We start from the raw sequence: 17595 nt of genomic DNA on the forward strand, positions 1-17595 counted from the left end.
GAGTGAACCACTTATGCAAGCTGTTCAAAATATCATTCAAACGTTAAACCCTACGACATGGAAAATCGTATCGCGCAATCTATTAACCAAAATGATTGCTGAATTGATGTATGAAGATATGCTTCATCCCGAGGTAATGGACGAACGTGAAGATCGGGTAACTTATCAACTTAAACTTAAAAATGATATCACCTATACTTATCAAGCTAAAAGAAGATTATTTAACAGCTTTACAGTTTACGAAGAGACTATCCAACGACATATGGGAGAAAAGAAAGAAGAGGCGACCAACCCGATTCAGTTCCTCCTTGATATTCAAACCACGGTCGGCATGAACTCCACCACAGCTGGCCATCTGATTCGTGAATATAATCAAACGCTAATCGCAGATGCTACGATTTATGAGAAGAAAAAAGAAAAAGCAGGAGTCGATCTGACTCAGTTGGATTATGCAGAGTTAGAAGGCGAAATGGAAGGTCATCCTTGGATTACCTATAACAAAGGGCGCATTGGATTTAGCTATGAGGATTACTTAGCCTACGCACCTGAGCAGCAAAAGTCCGTGCAAATCGCTTGGCTTGCCGTTCATCGTACGCGCACTGATTTTCATGCGGTTTCTGAGCTAAACCATGATGACCTGATTCGTTCTGAATTAGGAGAGCAGCAGTATGAAGCTTTTCTTAACCAATTACAAAGTGCAAATCTAAACCCGCACGACTATTTTTTCTTACCCGTACATGAATGGCAATGGAACAACTATATTATTCCCTTCTTCGCTGAAGAACTAGCACAGCAATTTATTGTACCACTGGGTGATGGTCACGATCATTATCTACCCCAGCAGTCTGTACGTACTTTCGTCAACATCACAAATAAAGAGAAACACCATGTTAAACTGCCGATGAGTATCTTGAACACCTTAGTATATCGGGGATTACCGGGTGAACGTACCGTACTAGCTCCCCAAATCACCGAGTATATTAAAGGAATATGGGAGAAAGATTCCTTCTTAAACCAAACATGTCGCTTGATTTTACCGGGAGAAATCGCCAGTTTAAATTACGATCATCCCTACTATACCCATATGGAAGGCGCACCTTATCAATATTTAGAAATGCTAGGCTGTATTTGGCGCGAAAGTATTTATACTTATTTAGATGAAGGCGAGCATCCAATCACACTCGCGTCGCTACTCTATGTAGATGGATCAGGCACACCTTTTGTTTCCCGGTTAATTGAGCAATCCGGCTTATCTGCGGATCAATGGATGGATCGCTTATTTGAAGTGGTTTTACCTCCTCTACTACACTATCTCTATCAATACGGTGTCGTCTTTTCACCGCATGGTCAAAATACGATACTAGTGCTAAAAGAGGGGGTCCCACATCGCCTAGCGATGAAAGACTTTGTGGATGATGTAAACGTAAGTGATCAACCGCTTCCTGAACTAGCCAATATCCCTGCTACACTAAAAGAAGTATTACGGAGTGAGCCACCAGAAGGATTATGCCAGTTCATCTTTACAGGGCTATTCGTCTGCCATATGCGTTATCTCTCTCATATCATGGATGACCATCATGATATCAGTGAAGCAGTCTTCTGGGAAAAAGCGCAGCGCGTAATCTTAGCTTATCAAGCACAATTCCCAGCGCTATCTGAGCGATTTGCCTGCTTCGATCTATTAAGACCTGAATTTACGAAGTTATGTCTCAATCGAAATCGTATGCTCGATTATGGCTACGAAGATGACGATGATCGCCCACATGCTTCCGAGTATGGCAAGGTTAAAAACCCACTAGCAGGATCAAAAATACACACGTTCTAACACAAAAAACCTGCATCACCCTAAAGGGCGGTGCAGGTTTTTTATTTATCACATCTTACACTTTGCTTTTGCGCTTACCTTTGTCGCGAAAGCTTTTTCCATTTTTAGAACGCTTAAATTCGGTTTTTCCTCTACGATTTCTACCGCCTCGTCCACGATCACCCGAAGAACGTTGCTTACGCGGGAAGCCACCACCATGATCTTCCGTAATCTTGACCGTTGTCGTATCCGGCTCCTTGGTGATCATTTTTAGCGCTGCTGCAAGCAAGGTAACAGAATCAATATCTTCAAGCAGTCTTTCCGCCGTTTCCACATAGTTGCGGGTTTTATTTTCCGCTACAACCGTGAGCAAACTCTCTACTGCTTGCTTTTGTTGACCCACCATCACTTCATTAAATGTAGGAATGGATTTACGCACCATTTTTTTCTTGGTAACGCGTTCAATATTGCGTAGCAATCCAATTTCTCGAGATGTAACCAGCGTCATCGCGATACCCGTTTTGCCCGCACGACCAGTACGACCAATCCGATGCACATAGCTTTCAGGGTCTTGCGGGATATCGAAATTGTACACATGGGTCACACCAGAAATATCTAGCCCGCGTGCTGCCACATCAGTCGCCACCATGATATCAATCGTTCCCTCTTTAAAACGACGAATGACAGTATCTCGACGTGCCTGGGAGAGATCGCCATGAATGCCTTCGGCAGAGTAACCCCGTTTATTTAGTCCTTCAGCCAACTCATCTACCCGTTTTTTGGTACGGCCAAATACAATTGCCAACTCAGGTGAGTCAATATCAAGCAGATGACACATGGTATCAAATTTTTGACCACCAGCTAATTCGATATAATGCTGTTCAATCGTTGGAATGGTCATCTCTTTGGTCTTCGTTTTAATCTCAACGGGATTTTTCATAAACTTATCTGCCAAGGCACGAATATCCCTAGGCATGGTTGCTGAGAACAACAAGGTTTGATGCTCTTCTGGAATTTCGGAAAGAATTGCTTCGATCTCTTCCACAAATCCCATTTGTAACATCTCATCTGCTTCATCTAACACCACCATATGAATCGATTGCAGACGAATCGTACGACGTCGCATATGGTCTTGTAAACGTCCTGGTGTCCCTACAATAATTTGAGGTTTCTTTTTTAATGAGCGGATTTGACGGTTAATATCTTGTCCACCATAGATCGGTAATGCCTTTACTCTCTTTACTTGTCCAATTCGGTTTAATTCCTCTGCTACTTGTATCGCTAATTCACGAGTCGGCGTAATCACGAGTGCTTGTATGTCATTGCTTTCCATATCCGTCCGGTCGATTAAAGGTATGCCAAAGGCGGCCGTTTTTCCTGTTCCGGTCTGTGCTTGCCCTAAGACATCTTGTCCTGTCAAAGCGACGGGGATCGATTGCGCTTGAATCGGTGTCGCCTCTTCAAACCCCATCTCCTCTACTGCTTTAATTAATTCTAAACTAAGATCAAAATCACGAAAAGTTGTCAAAACGTTGGTACCCCTCTCAAAAATTTATCCATCAACCCGTCTTTATGGCGTGAGATCTATATAAAAACTGAGTAATGATCTATTTATTATTCTTAACACCTTATCTTAACATGTATGCATAAAAAAATCTCAACTATTTTGCAGAGGGACACCTATTTTCATGAAGATACGAGCATTTTCCTTACATAATCATTTAAAAATAGGCCTTGTGGATCCATCTGCTCTCGGAATTGGTTAAACTGCTCCAACTTCGGATAGCTATGCTTTATGCTATCATGCTCCATATGATGCATTTTTCCCCAATGTGGTCTCCCTTCATACTTCTGTAAGATCGACTCAAGTTGTTTAAAGTACGCTTCATATTCCATACCTCTGTACATATGCACGGCAATATATGCGGAGTCCCGGCCATAGGCAGAGCTTAGCCAAATATCGTCTGCGGCAACAAAACGGCATTCAATCGGAAAATGTACAGCAAATTGGTGTTGATCAATACTTGCTTTAATCTCTGCCATCGCCGCAGGTAAGCAGTCAGCAGGGATACTGTATTCCATCTCTTGAAAACGGACAAGACGGGAGGTGGCAAACATGCGATGACTCTCTTCAATTTCATTTGTTGCCGGTATCCCATTGGCTGAAATGCGTGAAACAGCAGGCGCTAATTTGGGAACGAAGCGTGTAGCTTCCGATAAACACCAAAAAGCACCATTTTCCACAACCACTTCCTTAAAAAACTTTACCGTTTCATTTCTAGTCGGTTCTGCTTCTGTGATATTGGTTAACTTCATCTGAACCAAGTCCGTATATGGAAACCAGTAAAACTCAAAATGGCGATTTTCTTGTTTATAATGTTCCAATTGCTGTATGCACTCGGAGAGGGGCAAACGAAAACTATTTAAATGAAGCCGGTACTTCGGTAAAACTCGCAAGCGTACTTGTACAATGATACCGAGTGTGCCTAAGGAAACCTGAGCCGCTTTAAATAAATCGGGATTTTGCTCCGCACTACAGCATACCATTTCGCCTTCTCCATTTACCATCGTGATCTCAACGGCTTGCGTAGAAATACTTCCAAATTGAATGCCGGTCCCATGTGTACCTGTGCTGATGGCACCCGCAATCGATTGCGCATTAATATCGCCTAAATTTTCTTGTGAATAACCACGTTCGGCAAGTAACTCTCCTAACGCTTTTAGTTTGGTCCCGCCCCATACTAAAGCTGTTTTCCGCTCCTCATCCATCTCCACAATCCCTTGCAATCGATCGAGTGAAACCAATTGATCATCTGTCTCTACAAGACGAGTAAACGAATGTCCAGACCCAACCACACGAATCAAACGTTGTTCTTGCTTTGCCTTTTTCACAAGCGCTACGACTTCCGCTATCGTTTGAGGGTACAAAACAGCCTGTGGTTGACATTTTACAGAACCGGACCAATTTTCCCATTTTTTAATCTCTGCTTGACTCATAAAAAACACTGCCCCTCTCCCCGATAGGTTTTAACTTCATCTACTACTTTATGATTTCTGATCAGATATAAACTTTGAAATCGCTCGCATAACTCTCCCGCTTTACTATGCCGCATAAAAATGGGGTCACCAAGCTGAAGTTTATGCTCCCCGTGATAGCGAATCGGTGTTTGTACTTCACCCGCTCCTTCCATGGCTATGAGGGATGCTCCTGCAGGCAGATGAGGTTGGGGAAGTTTATCCACCCCCGCACTTCCCGAGGCCGGATACCCCCCTCCTAAACATGTATATATGTCTTGCTGTGGCTGTCTGGTAATTTCAATCGCAAATCCGGCTGCTGGGGCATACTGAAAATCTCGATAATAATCAAATAATATCGGCGCATAAAAAGCGGATCCCACCGTAACTTCCGTCACACTGGGATCCATGACGGTACTCGCTATACTTCCTGTCCCCCCACCATTTACAAAACGTAATGAAAACCCCTCTTGCTTGATATAATCGACCATTTCCGTTCTGCGTTTTTGGATTTTTGGAATCGAAAACGCTTTCAATGTTTTTATAATCTGATTTTGTAATCGTTTACCAGTAGATCGGTCAGCCACGCCTGCGATTTGAGCCTCATAGCCCATCAAACCTGCTAACTGAATACATGCAGATTGCTTGATGGTTTCAATCACTTTCTTAACATCAGTTAGCGTACGACTACTAGACCGATACACACCAAAGTAAATCGCCGGGTACTGTATCGACATGTCTACATCCATACAAACCGGTATTGGCGTCTCCATCCGACTTGCAATCTGTTCCAAATGGCGTACATGCTCCGCACTGTCAATCATCAAAGTGATCCTTTTTCCCTGGCGTACCTTGAGCAAGACCGCTTTAACCGCTTGTTCATTCCACGCTGGATAGGCGACCAATAGATCATCTAATCCATGCTCACTTAAAAATAAAGCTTCTTCAATCGTAAAGCACAACACCCCTTGAAAACGTTGGTCAGATTGTAAGATATACTTCAATATCTCTACACTGCGAATCGATTTACTCGCTACTCGGATCGGTTTATCTTGACTTCTCTTTAAGATTTGTTTGATATTTTCGTCAAGTAAGTCGAGATCCATATAAGCAAATGGCATCGGCAATCCCGAAAAAACTTCTCGATACTCCGTATATGTTCTACTCATCCTGCACGAATCACTCCCTTCATCAGTTCCCTAGTTAACTTAGTTATTTGAAAAAATCATATTTTTACAGTAGTGTTGATTATCCAAATTTAGGAAGTGTATTTTGAGCGGAAACCCCTTTGAGCTGTACCTAGCGAAGCCAAAACCTGAAGGGAAAAAGCGGACAACCTGTTTGACTGATAGGGAGTTTTGGGAGCGCCGTAAGGTTTTGGCGGAGCGGTCTTTTCAGCTACTTTGCAAGGCGAAAGTGGATGGAGAGCAAAATACACGACACTAAAATGGAAAAATAATGCAACTCAACACGCTTGATATTTTTATTATAGTACATCCCATTCTTGCTGAAAAGATGAAGCGAACTGGTGTGTTGTGAACATAGACTTAGAAATTGGTGATACAATAACAAAATTTGCAATATACGGTACAGTGTTATACGATAATTATATCGTCATACTGTATACAGTGAAACTGATTAATTATGGGAGAGGTCATATGTCAAGAGATAAACACTTACCCTTAACAGAAACCGTTTATTATATCCTCTTATCTTTACTCGAACCTGCACACGGTTATCTCATCATGAAGAAGGTGGAAGATCTGAGTAAGGGGGAAATAAAAATGGCTGCTGGTACTTTGTATGGAGCCATTGAAAACTTATTAAAGTTAAAATTGATCGAACCCGTACATAGCCCAGATAAAAGACGTAAAATATATTTGATTACACAAACAGGTAGAGTCGTTTTACAACAGGATTTTGAAAGAATACAACATATGGTTCAGCTAACTGAAAAAGCATTTACAGAAAGGTGAAGGTGATGTGCACGTGAAAAAGTTTAGATTTTTTCTCGATATCGACAAAGAAGAAAAATGGCTAAATACGATGGCGAAACAAGGTTATATATTCATTGGAAAGTTAGTCCGATATCACTTTCGTCCAGCCCAAACTGAGACGTCAACGATAAAAATCGACTACCGCTCATTTAAAAACCAGGTCGATTATCAAGATTACCGCACCCTTTTTGAAGATAGTGGCTGGAAGCATATTGCTGGTTCAAAAAACTCAGGGGTTCAATACTTTGAGCGAATAGATGAAAATGCGAGTAAAGATATATTCTCAGATATTTCTTCTAAAGCAGGACGATATAAAAGACTTTCTGAAATGTATCTAACACTGGCATTACCACTCACCTTTGCACTCATACTAAGCCCTGTAAAATTCTCAACTCTACTTCATCCGATGTCTTGGTATCTCACCCCCGGCCTATGGGAGAAAGCAGGTATTTCCTTCTGGTGGTCTTTTCTATTCGAAACACCGTTTGTCCTTCTTCGCAATCTCTCTTGGGTGATATTGATCCCTATCGCCTCATTCTTTTTGATCAAATCGATGAGAGCGCGTATGCAATACCGGAAAATGAGAAACTCGACCAAACATTCTTAGAAGTAATGCCGATAGATATTTTCAATTGAGATGTTTATATGCATGTGCATGTCATATCCTGCTTGTAGAAAGGACGTTTTTTAATAATGAACCCCTATTCCACTTGGACTGATTTAAAACATATCGATCTTGCATTATTTCCGATCGGCTCCTTAGAACAACATGGTTATCATCTACCAATTAACACAGACAGTCTCATTGCTGAAGCCATTGCAAATCAGTTAGCAAAGACTTTAACCCATCGTTCATTTGTAATACCAAATCTTCCTTTTTCAGCATCTTTTGAACACGCTCATTTCCCCGGTTCCATTTCGCTATGTTCCGAAACCATCATCCATGTTGTAAAAGATGTCATCCATTCATTGGAACGGATGGGCATCACGAAATGCGTCATCGTGAACGGACATGGTGGGAATATGCTATTCGGGAATATCGCGCAAGAAATGAATGTTAATTCTCCCAAACTACTGATCACACCAAGTCGGAAGCATTGGGATCGCGCTTATGAAAAAGCAAATCTATCTACAACCATCTCTCGGGATATGCATGCCGGAGAAGGTGAGGCTTCTATTTTGTTATCCCTCTTACAAGAAGGAACTATAAAAACAGATCACTACCAGGATGTAGATTCGCCTCGTAGAGACTTATTTCAGGTATTAGGCATAAAACCGTATTCAAAAACCGGGGCAATCGGATTCCCCACCCGAGCGAGTGCTGAAAAAGGAAAAGCACTTCTGCACGCATTAACTGACGAAATCAAGCTCACTGTAGAGGATTTTTTAAAACTTGGCTCGTAAAAAATGGTTAGAAGCCAATTCAAAAATGACGCAGGCACATCATTATGCAAGCAAGCACACAAAAGCCGCGATATAACCGAGCACATTGTTCATATACAATAACCAGACGCGGAAAATTGTCCATCCAAGCAAAACAACGCTCAACCTTGTATCGTTGCTTATAAATGAGTTTAAAGTTAGCAGGCTTCTTGCCTCGCTTCTTTTTTGATTTTTTCGCATAGGAATGTGAAAAAGAACACCCTTTTTTCTCATGTACTTCTGAAAGGATTTACTTTGATATCCTTTATCTGCACAAGTATATTAGGTCTTTTGATGGGTGCTCCTTGCTTTTGTGGGATACGAATATCATTCACGATCTACTTAGCAAAGTTGATCTTTTGAGGGTTCGCGTCTTCGACACGTAAAGCAACCGGGAGCCCCTTTTTATTTTCGACGATATATAAGACTTGAGAGCCTTTTCCAACCTTTGTTTTTCCTACTTTTGTTCCTCCTTTTTAGCAGAAACAAAACTCGCTTCTAGATGAACGATGTCCAGTTCGGTTTTACCCTCCCCATATAAATCTCGTAACAAAAGACGCCAAATTCGGTTCCAGATCTCCCTTTTTTCATAATCACGATGTACTTCTCCAACAAGTAGAAGAAGAGCCATATCTTTTAGGAAGGTCTTGCCATGCACAACCTATTTTTAGTACATAAATGATTCCATCTCACTTTTTCGTCGATCTGCGAGCGGTCCTCCTTTTCCGTCTTTTCGTTTAGGTAAATAGGGTTCTATTTTCTGCCATTGTTCGTCTGTAAGTTCATGTCTATTCATAATTTATAGCATACTCTATTTCTGATGTTTTTCAACAAAATGTATATTTATGATTTTTGAAATGGGCTCTAGAAAACAGGAGACAAATAAACATATACCCATTACTTATATAATTTTTTTGAGCTTTATCCATACTAAGAAAAAATGATAAAAGGAGCAAGATCGATTTGCCACATATGCAGATAAACGGCGTGCAACTTCATTATCAATCAGTAGGTACGGGTAAAACCATCTTATGTATCCATCCCCCACTTCTCACAGGTGAGAATTTTTACTATCAAAGAGAACAGTTAGCAAATGAATTTAGAATCATCACTTTAGACTTACGCGGTCACGGGAAAAGCGATGCTTCATCTCTCCCCCTATCGTATCCCCTTATTGTTGAGGATATCGTTCAACTACTTGACCAACTTCAAATCAATGAAGTGATTTTATGTGGCTATTCAACAGGAGGGAGTATAGCACTGGAAGCCATGTTACGATATCCAAATCTTTTTGTAGGGGGAATATTGATCAGTACGATGTCAGAAGCAACCCGTTTTTATCTAAAGTCGAGGATACACACGGCCTATACGTTATCTAATCCCTATACTTTTAAGACACTAGCTACGGCAATCTGTCTAGGAAATGCTGATTCAATTTCTACTTACCAGCGTCTTTATCAAGCCTCAAGAACTGGTCACATTCCCAATATCAAACAATATTATCAATACAGCCAGCTCTATCAATGTACAAATCGCTTACATCAAATCACACAACCGACCTTACTTCTCTATGGAGAAAATGATCGTCATTTTCATCATTATTTTAGATTACTACAAAATAATATTCCTAAGCACATTGATGCACTCATCATGAATGCCCCTCATCAATTACCCACTAAAGCTACTTCAAAGATTCACCCGATCATTCGTGATTGGATGAAAAGCTTGTAATTTCCTTATGCATAATGCTAGTTAAATCTGCGCGCTTTAATATACAAAGCCTGTTTGGTTAGAGTCGGGATGTGAGACTTCAACTCACACCGTGACGCCAGAATGGTGGTGGTAGTTTCGAATAAACATCCCGTGTGCGGTTTTTAATCCAATCTGTTCGTGAAAAGATTGCAGGTTTTCATCGCATAGAAGATCAATCATATTCAAGTGATCTAGCTCATTTAACATGCGAACGACTCATTCTTTTCTGATTCCCTTTCCTTGATAAGCGGACAACACCTTCTAACAAGGGTATATCAGATGCTAGAACGGCATCACTCACCGCGTCAATAAAACCAACAACTTGATTTTTCTCTTCATCTATTGCGAGCACAATGCGATAAGATGTGTCTCAGGTGAAGGTGGACTTGGCCAACCGACAAAAAATCCTCCTGTTAACTGTTCCACACTGATCTGTTTGAGACTCATTACATATTTCATAAGGGAACAGCTCCTGTTTCTTTTCATTCAGTTACGAATTGCATTTAAATCTTCTAATCATATGAATCATCTGCATTTCATCAAACTTACTGTACCGATCTACAACACCCGAACCTTCCCTGTAATCAGTACTTGCACCTGCGCTCCTTTATACTTGGTGTTTCGTAGATACCGTTGTTGTTCCGCGTGCTCGATCCATATGTTTAATCTTTGAAAATGATATAGCTGTCGCGTTTGGTTACAGTGGGGGCACGAGAATCGGTCGGTTAGTTGTGGTTTTTCCTCTGCCAAGTGATATTTGATCCGCTTTCCACAAGGGCGACATTCCACTTCGGATAAGTACAAAAAGGGAACAACTTGTCCAATAACATCCATCTCACTTCGACTCCTTTCTTCTTTTAGTCGCAAAATAGGTTTTCATCTTCTCCCTTAACCGCTGCTTTCCAAATAGATTCAGTCGATCTTCTGCTTCAACAATCCCTTTACACGCTTCCCTCGAGATTTGGTAAGTGTTTAAGAAGCGGTCAATTTCTCTGGGCTGTGTCAGTACTTTACGCCGCCCCCGCTCATCCAAGATGATTAGCTTTTGCTCCATAAAGTCATAAAAGAATTTAATCCCCACGGATCACGACCTCCTCAGCGGTAAAAAGGTTTCTTTCAAATAGGTTTTGATAACTTCCCGAATATGTGTCGGTAGTTGCTCGACCTCCATATAGTTCAGATTGGGATCTGGATAGAGCGTACCTTTAACATGACTAGCTACATATACCGCTGAGATAATATACGACTCCAGTCCTGCTTGTTTGCGAAATGTGGTCTGGATAAAACGCGTGCCTTCAATTACCAGACCTGTCTGCTCATACACCTTGATCAATAACGTTTTGGTCAAGGTTTCATTCCCAGTGCAGACCCCACTCGGTAAGTCCCAATCCCCCCGCTCATCCTGACACACCAATACCTGTCCCGCTTGATTGAAAATGAGTACACATGGTTTAATCTCCAAATGGACGGGCTTTAGCAACTGTTGATCGATGATTAAGCTTCTCATGATCCCTGTGCTCCTGCGGACTGTGATGGTGTGGCAAATAGGTCAAATGATTTCCCGTAGATGTAGGTTGTACCGTTCTCCCGTTTTATGATCGTGATTGCCTTTAACGGGAAGGAAAGCACCTCGCCCTCGCCATTGATTAGCGTGATCATGCTTAAGTCCCCATGATAAGCCTTCTCTATGAATACGAACTGCTCATCATCAACAAATAATTGTTTTATTCGCTCCAGTGCCCATTTCTCCTGCATTAGCATAATGAAGCCCTCCTTTAATCATGCATCTATCCCCATCTGTTGTCTATGATTCTAAAGAATACATCTAATATTTGCAAATTTGTAAAATAAATCGATATAATGTGACTATCCATTAAAATACACTATTCAATTCATCCCAATATCCTTGCGTAGATCTATTTTTTCCTCATGATTCGATTCGTTTTACTAGAATGAGCCGCAAAGTATACTGGCGGAGAAAAATATTATCAAAATTTTTTTAGAATGGAGGAGAAAATGTGGACGAGCATGATCTCAATCGCTTAGGCAGTCTATTCCGTACCCGCAGAGAACAGCTTGCGTATAAAATTGAAGATTTAGCGGAGGACGGCTTATCGATTTCGACGATCAGTAATTTTGAAACCGGCAAGAAAAAAGTAAAGCGGAACAAGATAATCCGCTTATTTGAAAAAGTAGGGATTACTTATAAGCAAATCCCTTCCCTCGTAAGAGAGGAAAAAAAGAAAATCGATCAAGACCGGCGGTTGATTCATCTCCATTTACTCGCCATCGAAAATCATATTCAGTTTGTATGCCCCACACAAGGATTGAAGCAATTAAAAGAAGTAAAGCGGCTGGTGCAAGCAAAGAAATACGAGGAACTTCTACCAACCATTGAATATATCGCAGGCAAAGCTTACTATAAAAAAGAAAACTGGACAAAAGCAAAGGATCATTACTATAAAAGTATGCAATTACTAGAAACGCATCCTGATTGGAGCAAATCAAACGTTTACGAAGGATGCCTGTATGAGTTGGCCCGCATTGCTTTTCGCGAAAGCGATATGGTGAGTGCTTTAAAGCTGGTCGAACAAGGCATACAAGCATTTCATAAAGATGGTGAACGAAGCTATCTCTATGATCAACTCATGATCAGTAAAGTAATCTATGCCGAAATACTAGAGCGAAATGAAGATGCATTTGACACTTTATCTGAAATGTGGCAAGATACGGATAAGATTGACACGGAAGTTTTGCTCAATATGTACCAACTACAAGCGACACTTTATATCAAGCGCAGCCGGTATGAAAACGCTGTGCAGTATGCGCAGACAGGCATCGATATTGCACGGCGCAATCGAAATTATGACCGTAGCTTTGAGCTTTGGACGACACTAGGTAGTGCTTATATCCACTTGGATGAACTCACAGAAGCTAAAATCTGCTTCGAAAGTGCATCCCAATTTGAGCATAAGATTCAGCGTAAATTTCTCTCAATTCAAAACTTAATCGAGTTAGGACTACTCCATTTAAAAGAGGGTAACGAGCGAGTTGCACAAACCCTTTTAGAAGAAGCTGTCAAAAAAGCGGCCAAGGCAAAAGAAGCATTGCTCCATTTCAAAGCATTCGATGCACTGGGAGATTGCCTTTTGCAGCAACAGAAAGCACTTGATGCTGTCAAGCGATATGAACAAGCCCTCTCCATCGCCCATCAGCATGCCTTCTTATCTCAAGAAAAACAACTTACCCTCAAGTTAGCTCAGCATTACGAAAAGAATGATTTAACCAAACACAGCAAATATTGTGCGCAATACTATCGGCTTAGTGTCCAATTACTCGATAAAGGAGGTGAAACATCCGTGGTAGCTCCTGATGTAATCCAATCTACACTGACAGAACGACAAGCCGCTGGTGATCCACCGGACTCTTAAATCAATATTAGCGCCATTATTTAGATTGTAAGTGTGACTATTCGGTTAAGGGACTATGTATACATGCATAGTCCTGTTTGCTGTGGGTAAGCGCATGTAATATAAAAACCCCATGAATGAACAATGACATCATTCATGGGGTCTAATGAGTCCTATCTAGTAGCAGCGAATATTTGATCTATGTGTTCGAGCAAATACTTCTTTCCATTTGTTTGAAAGCCATATAATAGGGCTGATACCTGACGACTTATATTCGTGTTAAGTATCGATGGTTAAAAGGTAGTGGAAATCACAAATAAGTCCAGTACTCCTTACAAGACAAGTAGCTTGGACTTTTTGATTTGGATGAAACTAGGAATCCGTATACATCAGTCAGCCCTACTTCGTTCGTACCAATCCAGAACCGGTGCTATCGCTTCATCCATGATATGAGGGGTTGGATCTGGTGTAATCTCCATCTTAGGGGCATCAGGGTAAAATTTTTGTAGGAAGAGGTTAATGCATATCCATATATCGATCGTTGAATATGCTTGTAGGCGATCCATTTGTGAATCTCATCAGGTGAAGCAGTATGTAATAAGGTATATCCCCAGTACTCCCTAACTCCCCATTCACTCGATTCTTGATATACCCGTTCATCAAAATCGATCGGATCACCCAGTCCCCGAAGGGCTACTTTTTTTACTAGAGGTGATTCATCGTCTACATATGCCCATATTTCTGCACGCGATAGCTGTTTATTCTGTATAAATGAAGTGAGGGCAAGGGCTCTTTCCAATGGATCGCGAGACAAAATAGACTTGTCTGCATCCGTTACCTTGACTCGTGGTTTTACAGATGGGGGTGTATCATTGCGATAACCCGATTCAATCGCCTCGATCGCTTTTGCACCATTTACGACAGGTGCAGGCAAGCCTTCAAATATATCTCCTGTTTCGATCAGAACATTGCGAATCATATTCGCGGTTAGTCCAGGAAAAGTTGACATCAGATAGGCACACAAACCCGCTATTAGGGTAGATGACCCGCAAGTCCCTCCGAAATAATCTAATTCTTCACGCTCTTTAAAGTGAGGAAATGGTATATAGGTATAAGGCGCAAGTAGATCCGGACGAAAATACCCATCCCCATTTAGCCCATAAGGTACAGATGGATGTGGTTCGTATTGACTTGAATCATGGGATCCTTTATCGTTCAATCCACCAATCGTAAAGAACGAATTGGGATGTAGATTACAAAGTGCCTTCGAATTTCCTCCAGCTGATACCACCAACAAACCCGCTTCAATCGCAGGTTCTAATGCCTGCGTATAGGAGTCTTGATTTGTAGGGGTCATTAAACCTTTCCCTTGTGGAACGATTAGATTTAATACAAGCTGCGGCTTCCAATTTTGATCAAGTATCCATTTTAGACCTACTTTGATACGATCTGGCTTCGTAGTAGGTAAAAAGATGAAATTTGCTGACCGTGCTAAGCCTGTATATGGATTTCCCTGATATTCAAATCGTTTATGTGCGAGCAGGTTGAGCACCATCACACCATGACGATCATACTCACTCAGCGTTTTTACTAATGGCTTCTCAAAAACATCCATGCAATGTACAGCATAATCTTTTGCAACTTCAACGATTTTCACTCTATCTTTTAGATGTTGTAAAGAAACATGAGGAGCAATATCATCCAAAATAATAATATGAATCCCCTCTCCTGAATTCTCGGCAAGAGGTTCTGAAAGCCCCACTCTTTTCCATGTAGGCTCTACATGCATCATGTATCCACTCCTGTCAGATTGTTTAATAGCCATGATGTCTTAACCAAACTTCCAGCGCACAAGTTCTGGAAATTAAACCAAACTCATGATTTACACCATATTTGAATCGTTCTACAGCATCTCGAAATACCTCTTCTTTCATCCAACCCAAATCTTCCATCCTAGAGTTTGTTAATATTTCATTTAGAAACCGGTCTTCATAGTAGTAACCTTTGCGAAGAATTTGATCAAAACGACTTTTATCTGGATGTAATAAAATTTGAATAGACATGAACTGACAGATAAACAATGGGAGAAAATAGAACCCGATTTACCTAAACGAAAAGACGGAAAAGGAGGACCGCTCGCAGATCGACGAAAAAATGAGATGGAATCATCTATATACTAAAAACAGGTTTTGCATGGCAGGATCTTCCAAAAAATATGGCTCTTCTTCTACTTGTTGGTGAAGACATCGTGATTATGAAAAGAGGGGAATTTGGAACCGAATCTGACGTCTTTTGTTACGAGATTTATATGAGGAGGGTAAAATCGAACTGGATATCGTTCATCTAGATGCGAGTTTTGTTTCTGCTAAAAAAGGAGGAACAAAGGTTGAAAAGGCTCTCAAGTCTTATGTATCGTCGAAAATAAAAAGGGGCTGCCGAACCCTCACGAGATCAACTTTGCAGAGAAGATGGTGAATGATATTCGTATCCCACAAAAGTGGGGAGTATCCATCAAAAGACCTAATATACTTGTAGCAGATAAAGATTACCAAAGTAAATCCTTTCAGAAGTACCTGAGCAAAAAGGGTATTCTTTTTCGCATTCCTTTCAAAAAAGAAGCGCGGCAAGAAACCTGCTAACTTTAAACTCATTTATAAGCAACGAGACAAGGTTGAGCGTTGTTTTGCTTGGATGGACAATTTTCGGCGTCTGGTTATTCGATATGAACATTGTGCTCGGTTAGCTTGCTTGCATAATGATGTGCCTGCGGCATTTTTGAATTGACTTCTAGGATTCATGTTATGAGCTTAATATTTACAAAACTTTTTAAAAATTTTTCAACCTAAATAAATCATTGTTTTCTCTATAGAACGTACTTACGATTATAATCGCATTCAAATCAGCTGCGTGCGGTTATAGGGCTTTTGATTTTGCTAGTGTCAGCCCTGTATGTAGCCTCCATCTAAGCAAGGTGTGATTGCGATAGCGAATGGATTGATCCCTACTTCAACGGTTGCGATAACCGAGTGTGTTTTGACATCGATGACCGATACAATACCTTTCTGATTTAAATTACTAATAACATATACAAATTGGCTGTCGGGCGTAATGACTAAATCGAAGGGAACAATACCGGTTTGAACAATAGCAATAACAGAATGTGTTTTGACATCAACGACGGTAACAATTGTGCTATTAAAATCCAGTATATACCCAAACTGCCCATTCGGAGTAATGGCGAGTTTGCCAGTTCCCATTCCAGCGGGCACTTTCGCAATGAGCGCATGCGTCTTCACGTCAATAATGAAAGCGGTCCCTGTAATAGAATCTGTCACATATGCAAATTGGCTGTCTGGAGTAAAGACCACATTTTCGATCCCACTTTCAAGAACCACAGTAGCAATTACGGATTGCTCTTTTGTATCAATCACTGAAATTCCTTCGTCACTAGATGCGACATATACAAATTTCCCATCGGGAGTGATGGCTAATTTTTCTGGAAAATTTGCCGTCTCTATCGTACCAATGATACAATTTGACTTGGCATCGATTACCGATACCGTATTTCCAGCACCGACTTCACTTGGTACATAGATAAATTTCCCATCTGGAGTAATGGCAAATGCTTCTGCATTCGTCGTCTTAACGGCTATCGTAGCCACTACCTCATTTTTTTTGCTATCGATTACGCTAATGTTTTCTAACATTAATACATAAACAAACTGACTTTTGGGTGTAATAACTAAATACCTCGATATATTTTCGATTTCAACTGTAGCCACTTTGGCATTCGATTTAACATCAATTACAGCAATTGTCCTTTGATCCGACATGGGATTCTGGTCTCCTACATAGGCAAATTGTCCATTGGGAGTAATCGCAATTGACTGAGGTGATGTATTCATCCTGATCGTTGAAAAAACAGCATGTGTTTTCGTATCAATCACAGATACAGTACCCGGTGGCCCTTCTCCCATTCCACTATTTATTACATAAACATAAGACATCTTCTTCCACCCCCGATACACTTGGTTAAAACATCATATGCATGCTGAAGATGTCCTAATTTACGCTTATACGTTTAAATGGATTGCATCCCAGTCCTTCGTGAATTTATTGGAAATTAATATTAGTCAATTTTCTCATCTGAAGTTATTAAAATACACTGTCTATTTTGTTCCTAATTGAGTTTTCC

Annotated in this window: 21 protein-coding genes and 1 pseudogene; 8 read left to right on the top strand and 14 right to left on the bottom strand. The window is 40.8% G+C overall.

The features are described from left to right. Positions 1-13: 13 nt before the first annotated feature. A complete protein-coding gene (locus IC619_RS02370) occupies positions 14-1825 on the top strand; it encodes an IucA/IucC family protein (protein ID WP_191138510.1) in 1812 nt (603 codons plus the stop codon). 55 nt (positions 1826-1880) lie between these two features. Here the strand turns inward: IC619_RS02370 and cshA are convergent, their stop codons facing one another. The 3 genes from cshA to IC619_RS02385 all read right to left on the bottom strand — a co-directional run bounded on the left by cshA (position 1881) and on the right by IC619_RS02385 (position 5988). Next, the gene (cshA, locus tag IC619_RS02375) at positions 1881-3332 is read right to left on the bottom strand and encodes a degradosome RNA helicase CshA (protein WP_224749577.1); all 1452 of its coding nucleotides are present in this window, start codon (positions 3330-3332) and stop codon (positions 1881-1883) included. A 158-nt stretch (positions 3333-3490) separates the two neighbouring features. Then, positions 3491-4801, bottom strand: a complete 1311-nt coding sequence (locus IC619_RS02380) for a D-arabinono-1,4-lactone oxidase (RefSeq protein ID WP_191138511.1) — start codon at positions 4799-4801, stop codon at positions 3491-3493. Further along, positions 4798-5988 (bottom strand): amino acid deaminase/aldolase, encoded by a 1191-nt coding sequence (locus IC619_RS02385; protein WP_224749578.1) that lies wholly within the window; start codon positions 5986-5988, stop codon positions 4798-4800. The genes IC619_RS02380 and IC619_RS02385 overlap by 4 nt, the downstream gene beginning before the upstream one ends. 103 nt (positions 5989-6091) lie before the next feature. Between IC619_RS02385 and IC619_RS02390 the strand changes: the two genes are divergently transcribed. The 4 genes from IC619_RS02390 to IC619_RS02405 all read left to right on the top strand — a co-directional run bounded on the left by IC619_RS02390 (position 6092) and on the right by IC619_RS02405 (position 8220). After that, positions 6092-6265, top strand: a complete 174-nt coding sequence (locus IC619_RS02390) for a hypothetical protein (protein ID WP_191138512.1) — start codon at positions 6092-6094, stop codon at positions 6263-6265. A 212-nt stretch (positions 6266-6477) separates the two neighbouring features. Beyond that, the gene (locus tag IC619_RS02395; protein ID WP_191138513.1) at positions 6478-6795 is read left to right on the top strand and encodes a PadR family transcriptional regulator; all 318 of its coding nucleotides are present in this window, start codon (positions 6478-6480) and stop codon (positions 6793-6795) included. Between the two features lie 13 nt (positions 6796-6808). Next, complete coding sequence (locus tag IC619_RS02400) at positions 6809-7423, top strand: DUF2812 domain-containing protein (RefSeq protein ID WP_191138514.1); 615 nt, start codon at positions 6809-6811, stop codon at positions 7421-7423. A gap of 86 nt (positions 7424-7509) precedes the next feature. After that, on the top strand, positions 7510-8220 hold the full coding sequence (locus tag IC619_RS02405) for a creatininase family protein (protein ID WP_191138515.1): 711 nt from the start codon (positions 7510-7512) through the stop codon (positions 8218-8220). Positions 8221-8262: 42 nt separating this feature from the next. On the opposite strand, the pseudogene IC619_RS17270 reads toward IC619_RS02405, so the two are convergent. The 3 genes and pseudogenes from IC619_RS17270 to IC619_RS16975 form a co-directional block, all read right to left on the bottom strand. Beyond that, a pseudogene (locus tag IC619_RS17270) lies at positions 8263-8505 on the bottom strand (hypothetical protein); the annotation flags it as partial. Positions 8506-8831: 326 nt separating this feature from the next. Further along, positions 8832-8921 (bottom strand): transposase, encoded by a 90-nt coding sequence (locus tag IC619_RS17275; RefSeq protein ID WP_191138565.1) that lies wholly within the window; start codon positions 8919-8921, stop codon positions 8832-8834. Further along, positions 8906-9034 (bottom strand): hypothetical protein, encoded by a 129-nt coding sequence (locus tag IC619_RS16975; protein ID WP_255506009.1) that lies wholly within the window; start codon positions 9032-9034, stop codon positions 8906-8908. The genes IC619_RS17275 and IC619_RS16975 overlap by 16 nt, the downstream gene beginning before the upstream one ends. Before the next feature lie 176 nt (positions 9035-9210). On the opposite strand from IC619_RS16975, the gene IC619_RS02420 reads away from it, so the two are divergent. Next, entirely contained in the window at positions 9211-9969 is a 759-nt protein-coding gene (locus IC619_RS02420) for an alpha/beta fold hydrolase (protein ID WP_224749598.1), read from the top strand. Between the two features lie 84 nt (positions 9970-10053). Here IC619_RS02420 and IC619_RS17165 read toward each other — a convergent pair whose 3' ends face one another. The 5 genes from IC619_RS17165 to IC619_RS02445 all read right to left on the bottom strand — a co-directional run bounded on the left by IC619_RS17165 (position 10054) and on the right by IC619_RS02445 (position 11751). Further along, positions 10054-10197 (bottom strand): hypothetical protein, encoded by a 144-nt coding sequence (locus IC619_RS17165; protein ID WP_347239748.1) that lies wholly within the window; start codon positions 10195-10197, stop codon positions 10054-10056. A gap of 351 nt (positions 10198-10548) precedes the next feature. Then, the gene (locus IC619_RS02430) at positions 10549-10824 is read right to left on the bottom strand and encodes a hypothetical protein (RefSeq protein WP_191138517.1); all 276 of its coding nucleotides are present in this window, start codon (positions 10822-10824) and stop codon (positions 10549-10551) included. Position 10825: 1 nt separating this feature from the next. After that, complete coding sequence (locus tag IC619_RS02435) at positions 10826-11071, bottom strand: hypothetical protein (RefSeq protein WP_191138518.1); 246 nt, start codon at positions 11069-11071, stop codon at positions 10826-10828. 3 nt (positions 11072-11074) lie between these two features. Beyond that, complete coding sequence (locus tag IC619_RS02440; RefSeq protein WP_191138519.1) at positions 11075-11497, bottom strand: NUDIX domain-containing protein; 423 nt, start codon at positions 11495-11497, stop codon at positions 11075-11077. Further along, positions 11494-11751 (bottom strand): hypothetical protein, encoded by a 258-nt coding sequence (locus IC619_RS02445; protein ID WP_191138520.1) that lies wholly within the window; start codon positions 11749-11751, stop codon positions 11494-11496. The genes IC619_RS02440 and IC619_RS02445 overlap by 4 nt, the downstream gene beginning before the upstream one ends. Before the next feature lie 257 nt (positions 11752-12008). Between IC619_RS02445 and IC619_RS17170 the strand changes: the two genes are divergently transcribed. After that, complete coding sequence (locus IC619_RS17170) at positions 12009-13421, top strand: helix-turn-helix transcriptional regulator (RefSeq protein WP_191138521.1); 1413 nt, start codon at positions 12009-12011, stop codon at positions 13419-13421. 409 nt (positions 13422-13830) lie between these two features. On the opposite strand, the gene IC619_RS02455 is transcribed toward IC619_RS17170, so the two are convergent. Together IC619_RS02455 and IC619_RS16980 are read right to left on the bottom strand one after the other, a co-directional pair. After that, positions 13831-15192 carry a S8/S53 family peptidase gene (locus tag IC619_RS02455; RefSeq protein ID WP_191138522.1) on the bottom strand — a complete coding sequence of 454 codons (1362 nt, stop codon included), beginning with the start codon at positions 15190-15192 and terminating at the stop codon, positions 13831-13833. Between the two features lie 22 nt (positions 15193-15214). Beyond that, entirely contained in the window at positions 15215-15343 is a 129-nt protein-coding gene (locus tag IC619_RS16980) for a hypothetical protein (RefSeq protein ID WP_283770911.1), read from the bottom strand. A gap of 108 nt (positions 15344-15451) precedes the next feature. Between IC619_RS16980 and IC619_RS16985 the strand changes: the two genes are divergently transcribed. Continuing rightward, on the top strand, positions 15452-15580 hold the full coding sequence (locus IC619_RS16985; RefSeq protein WP_283770912.1) for a hypothetical protein: 129 nt from the start codon (positions 15452-15454) through the stop codon (positions 15578-15580). Positions 15581-16339: 759 nt separating this feature from the next. Here IC619_RS16985 and IC619_RS02465 read toward each other — a convergent pair. Then, complete coding sequence (locus IC619_RS02465; RefSeq protein WP_191138524.1) at positions 16340-17407, bottom strand: cytochrome D1 domain-containing protein; 1068 nt, start codon at positions 17405-17407, stop codon at positions 16340-16342. Between the last annotated feature and the right edge of the window lie 188 nt (positions 17408-17595).

The organism is Polycladospora coralii, from assembly GCF_014773435.2.
Lineage (GTDB): Bacteria > Bacillota > Bacilli > Thermoactinomycetales > Thermoactinomycetaceae > Polycladospora > Polycladospora coralii.

Excerpts from the sequence above, each read along its gene's own strand:
- IC619_RS02370 (WP_191138510.1), top strand. The coding sequence starts at position 14 with ATGCAAGCTGTTCAAAATATCATTCAAACGTTAAACCCTACGACATGG.
- IC619_RS02380 (WP_191138511.1), bottom strand. The coding sequence starts at position 4,801 with ATGAGTCAAGCAGAGATTAAAAAATGGGAAAATTGGTCCGGTTCTGTA.
- IC619_RS02385 (WP_224749578.1), bottom strand. The coding sequence starts at position 5,988 with ATGAGTAGAACATATACGGAGTATCGAGAAGTTTTTTCGGGATTGCCG.
- IC619_RS02395 (WP_191138513.1), top strand. The coding sequence starts at position 6,478 with ATGTCAAGAGATAAACACTTACCCTTAACAGAAACCGTTTATTATATC.
- IC619_RS02405 (WP_191138515.1), top strand. The coding sequence starts at position 7,510 with ATGAACCCCTATTCCACTTGGACTGATTTAAAACATATCGATCTTGCA.
- IC619_RS16975 (WP_255506009.1), bottom strand. The coding sequence starts at position 9,034 with ATGAATAGACATGAACTTACAGACGAACAATGGCAGAAAATAGAACCC.
- IC619_RS02420 (WP_224749598.1), top strand. The coding sequence starts at position 9,211 with ATGCAGATAAACGGCGTGCAACTTCATTATCAATCAGTAGGTACGGGT.
- IC619_RS17165 (WP_347239748.1), bottom strand. The coding sequence starts at position 10,197 with ATGTTAAATGAGCTAGATCACTTGAATATGATTGATCTTCTATGCGAT.
- IC619_RS02430 (WP_191138517.1), bottom strand. The coding sequence starts at position 10,824 with ATGGATGTTATTGGACAAGTTGTTCCCTTTTTGTACTTATCCGAAGTG.
- IC619_RS02440 (WP_191138519.1), bottom strand. The coding sequence starts at position 11,497 with ATGAGAAGCTTAATCATCGATCAACAGTTGCTAAAGCCCGTCCATTTG.
- IC619_RS02445 (WP_191138520.1), bottom strand. The coding sequence starts at position 11,751 with ATGCTAATGCAGGAGAAATGGGCACTGGAGCGAATAAAACAATTATTT.
- IC619_RS02455 (WP_191138522.1), bottom strand. The coding sequence starts at position 15,192 with ATGATGCATGTAGAGCCTACATGGAAAAGAGTGGGGCTTTCAGAACCT.
- IC619_RS02465 (WP_191138524.1), bottom strand. The coding sequence starts at position 17,407 with ATGTCTTATGTTTATGTAATAAATAGTGGAATGGGAGAAGGGCCACCG.